Raw genomic sequence first — 4,058 nt, forward strand, 5'->3', positions numbered from 1 at the left:
GCGTCCGCCCCCGTCCCGCGCCCCCGCTGGTCGCGGTCGCCCACGGCTCCCGCGACCCCGGGGCGCTGCGCACCGTCACCGCACTGCTCGGCCTCGTGCGGTACCTGCGGCCCGGTCTGCGGGTGGAACTCGGGCACGTGGAGCTGAACGAGCCGCTGCTGCCGGACACCCTCGACGCGCTCCCGGCCGGCCGGGCGGTCCTCGTCCCACTGCTCCTGGGCCGCGGCCACCACGTCAAACACGACCTGCCCGAGGCCGCTGCCGCCGCCGGGCACCTGTCCGTGCGGACCGCCGCGCCGCTGGGACCGCACCCGCTGCTGGCCGAGGCACTGGCCGGGCGGCTGGCCGAGACGGGCTGGAGCGCCGCCGGCGCGGGACGCGCCGGCGGCGTGGTGCTGGCGGCGGCCGGCTCGCGCGATGCGGACTCGGCCCGGGACGCCGAACGGACGGCCGCCCTGCTCTCCGCACGCCTCGGCGGCGTCCCGGTGCTGCCCGCCTACGCCTCGGCCGCCCGGCCGACCGTGCCCGAAGCCGTGGCCGCCCTGCGCGCCCGCGGGCGCCACGATGCCGCCCTGGCCTCGTACTTCACCGCGCCGGGCCTCTTCGCCGCCCGGTGCGCGCGCGACGCCCCCGGCCTGCCGGCCGCCCCCGCGCTGGGCGCGCACCCGGCCCTGGCCCGCCTCGTCCTGCACCGCTACGACGAGGCGCTCGCCCAGGCGCGTACGGCGGCCCGCGCGCCCGTCCTCCGCCCGGTGCGGGGGCACCGGTCCGCGCCCGCTGACCGACCGCACCCGCCCGCGCCGGCCCGCGTTGTCACCCGGGGCGGCTAGCGTCGGTGTATGCGCGGCAGGTATGGCGATGCGTACGCCATGGACGACAGCACGGACAGCACGGACAGCACGGACAGCACGGTGGACGGGCCGGCGGAGCACGTCGCCGGCTACGACGGCGCGGCGCTGGAACGCTGGGTGCCCGAGCCCGACAAACGGCCCGGACGCACCGCCTTCCAGCGCGACCGGGCGCGGGTGCTGCACTCCGCCGCGCTGCGGCGGCTCGCGGGCAAGACCCAGGTCGTCACCCCCGACGCCGCCGCCGGCGCCTGGGACGCCACCCCCCGCACCCGTCTGACGCACTCGCTGGAGTGCGCCCAGGTCGGCCGGGAACTGGGCGCCGCGCTCGGCTGCGACCCGGACCTGGTGGAGACCGCCTGCCTCGCCCACGACCTGGGTCACCCGCCCTTCGGGCACAACGGTGAGCGCGTACTGGACGAGATCGCCGAGCCCTGCGGCGGCTTCGAGGGCAACGCGCAGTCGCTGCGGCTGCTGTCGCGGCTGGAGCCGAAACGGTTCGTCGGACCGGCGGAAGGAGACGACGGCCCCCCGGCCTGCGTCGGCCTCAACCTCACCCGCGCCGCGCTGGACGCCGCCACCAAGTACCCCTGGCCGCGCGGCGGCCACCCCGCCGACCCCGCGTCGCGGAAGTTCGGCGTCTACGAGGACGACCTGCCGGTCTTCGAGTGGTTCCGGCGAGGCGCCCCCGAACACGGGCAGTGCTTCGAGGCGCAGGTCATGGACTGGTCCGACGACGTGGCCTACTCCGTCCACGACGTCGAGGACGGCCTCCACGCCGGCCACCTCGACCCCAACCTGCTGCTGGCCGACCCCGAGCGCCGCGAGGTCTTCGCCGTCGCCGCCGCACGCTACGCGCCGTCCGGCACCGAGGAGGCCGAACTCGCCGAGGCCCTGGACCGGCTGCTGGGCCAGGAGTGGTGGCCGCACGGCTACGACGGCACGGCCGTCGCCCAGGCCCGGCTGAAGGACGCCACCAGCCAGCTCATCGGACGGTTCTGCCTGGCCGCCGAGGGCGCGACCCGGGCGGCGTACGGCTCGGGCCGCCTGACCCGCTACGGCGCCCGCCTGGTGGTCCCGCGCGCCGCGCGCCTGGAGTGCGACGTGCTCAAGGCCGTCGCCGACCGGTACGTCATGCAGCGCCCCGACCAGGAGCGGCTGCGCGGCGAACAGCGCGACATCCTGGCCGGACTGGCCGAAGCCCTGACCGCCCGCGCCCCGGACGGCCTGGACCCGCAGTTCCGCGCCCTGTTCTCGCAGGCCGGCGACGACCGGGCCCGGCTGCGCGTGATCGTCGACCAGATCGCCTCCCTCACCGACGCCTCCGCCCGCCGCCTCCACGCCCGCCTCACGGGCCCGGCGGCGTGACGGCGGCATGACGGCACGGGCCGGCCGCCCCGGCGCCAAGGGCGCGAGCACCGATCACACATGCGTATGAACGGGTCGTCTTCGCGTTCCGGCGACCCGGCCCCCTCTGTATGGTCGGCGGTATGGCGACGAAGAAGTACACCGTGACCCTGCCGGAGGAGCTGGCCGAGGCCATCCGGGCCGAGGTCGGCCCCGGCGGCTTCAGCCGCTACGTCACGCACGCCATAGAGCGTCAGCGTGAGCAGGACCGGCTGGGCGAACTCGTCGACTGGCTGGAGGAGGAGTACGGTCCGGTCACCGAGGCGGAGATGGCCGAGGCCGAGGCCGAGCGCCGGGAGATCGAGCGCATGCACACCGAGCTCGCCCGTGCCCGGCGGGCGGAGGCGGAGACGCCCGCGCCCGAGCAGCACCGGGAGGCCGCGTGACCGGGGGCGGGACGGTCTACCTGCTCGACAGCGAGGGTCTGTCCCGGACAGTGCGGGGAACCCCGGACATGAAGCGGCGCCTCAAGGCGGCCAGGGCGTCCGGCACCCGCGTCATGACCGCCTCGATGACCCTCATCGAGGCATACGACCCGACGCGCTACCTCCCCGCCTGGCAGTGGGCGCTGTCCCGCCTCCATGTGGAGCCGGTGACCGAGGAGGTCGCCCGGGACGCGACCGGCCTCCTGAAGGAGGCCGGGCCGCACGGTCACAAGTACGCCATCGACGCGGCCCTGGCGGCCGTCGCCCTGCGGCAGCCCGGCGCCGTCACCGTCTTCACCTCCGACGAGGACGACATGCGCAAGCTGTGCGGCGACCGCGTGGTGGTCGCAGGGCTCTGACCGCCCGCCCCGGAGCGTGGTAGGAAGACCGGATGAGCCGCTTGCCCGTCCACGGCCCCGAGGGCCCCATCCGCGCCGTGACGGCCCCGCAGGGGCCGCCCGCCGCCGTACGGGCCGTGCTCTTCGACTTCTCCGGCACGCTGTTCCAGATCGGCCCGTACGCGGACCGCATACGGGCGGCGCTGGCGCGCCCGGTGGGCGAGGCGGAGATGGAGGCCCTGCTGGGCGGGCTCGAAGCCGGTCTGTCGGACCCGGCGGTGGCCGGGGCCCAGCGCGCCCGGGACGTGTCGGCCCGGGCCCACCGGCACGCCTTCACCACCTGGTACGCCTCCGTCCCGGAACTGGCGCCGGTGGCCGGGGAACTCTACGAGCAGTTGCGGACTCCCGAGCACTGGGTGCCGTACGCGGACAGCACGGCCGTACTGACCCGGCTGGCCGCCGCGGGCGTGGCCCTGGGCGTGGTCAGCGACGTCGGGTGGGATCTGCGCGCCACCTTCGCACACCACCGGCTGGACGGCTGGTTCTCCTCCTGGACGCACTCCTTCGAGCACGGCACGGAGAAGCCCGATCCCCGGCTGTTCCTGCACGCCTGCCGGGAGTTGGGCGCCGGTCCGGCCGAGACCCTGATGGTGGGGGACCACCCGGCCAAGGACGGCGGGGCGGCCGGCGCGGGACTGCGCTCCTACGTGCTGCCGGCCGGTGCCGCCCCGGGACAGGTCCGGGGGCTGGACGCGGTTCTCCGGCTGGCCGGGATCGGCGACGGGTAGCCCCCGCTCGTACGGCGGGCTCGCCGGGCGGACGGCGGCCTCTGTCCGGCCGCCGTCCGCCCGTCCGCGTAGATGGCGGGGAGGCGCGGTTCAGCAGGGGCCCAGGTCCCGCCAGACCCCGGAGACGCCCGGTTCCTCGCCGCGCGTCCACCAGGCGGCCCGCCAGGCGTGGCCGCGGTGGGTGACGGTCCGGCCGCCGGTGTAGGCGGTGGAGCGGTCCCAGGCGGGGGAGGAGGCGCACTCGGCGGGCGG

6 protein-coding genes are annotated in these 4,058 nt (G+C 76.6%); 5 read left to right on the plus strand and 1 reads right to left on the minus strand.

All coding sequences use genetic code 11. The features are described from left to right. From L7D48_RS26875 to L7D48_RS26895, 5 genes are all read left to right on the plus strand, one after another. A partial coding sequence (locus L7D48_RS26875) for a sirohydrochlorin chelatase (RefSeq protein WP_374493920.1) occupies nt 1-830 on the plus strand: 830 nt, incomplete at its 5' end. A gap of 9 nt (nt 831-839) precedes the next feature. Beyond that, on the plus strand, nt 840-2,216 hold the full coding sequence (locus L7D48_RS26880; RefSeq protein ID WP_237883397.1) for a deoxyguanosinetriphosphate triphosphohydrolase: 1,377 nt from the start codon (nt 840-842) through the stop codon (nt 2,214-2,216). Between the two features lie 122 nt (nt 2,217-2,338). Further along, the gene (locus L7D48_RS26885) at nt 2,339-2,641 is read left to right on the plus strand and encodes a hypothetical protein (RefSeq protein ID WP_237883400.1); all 303 of its coding nucleotides are present in this window, start codon (nt 2,339-2,341) and stop codon (nt 2,639-2,641) included. Next, nucleotides 2,638-3,039, plus strand: coding sequence for a PIN domain-containing protein (locus L7D48_RS26890; RefSeq protein ID WP_237883402.1), 402 nt, complete (start codon nt 2,638-2,640; stop codon nt 3,037-3,039). Before L7D48_RS26885 ends, L7D48_RS26890 begins: the two co-directional genes overlap by 4 nt. 32 nt (nt 3,040-3,071) lie before the next feature. Next, nucleotides 3,072-3,806 (plus strand): HAD family hydrolase, encoded by a 735-nt coding sequence (locus L7D48_RS26895; RefSeq protein ID WP_237883404.1) that lies wholly within the window; start codon nt 3,072-3,074, stop codon nt 3,804-3,806. Nucleotides 3,807-3,896: 90 nt separating this feature from the next. On the opposite strand, the gene L7D48_RS26900 is transcribed toward L7D48_RS26895, so the two are convergent. Further along, nucleotides 3,897-4,058, minus strand: a 162-nt coding sequence (locus L7D48_RS26900; RefSeq protein ID WP_237883407.1) for a carbohydrate-binding protein, incomplete at its 5' end; no start/stop codon positions are given.

This window comes from Streptomyces sp. ICN903 (assembly GCF_022015835.1).
GTDB lineage: Bacteria > Actinomycetota > Actinomycetes > Streptomycetales > Streptomycetaceae > Streptomyces > Streptomyces fenghuangensis.

Coding starts and splice junctions, on each gene's coding strand:
- L7D48_RS26885 (WP_237883400.1), top strand. CDS start 2,339: ATGGCGACGAAGAAGTACACCGTGACCCTGCCGGAGGAGCTGGCCGAG.
- L7D48_RS26880 (WP_237883397.1), top strand. CDS start 840: ATGCGCGGCAGGTATGGCGATGCGTACGCCATGGACGACAGCACGGAC.
- L7D48_RS26895 (WP_237883404.1), top strand. CDS start 3,072: ATGAGCCGCTTGCCCGTCCACGGCCCCGAGGGCCCCATCCGCGCCGTG.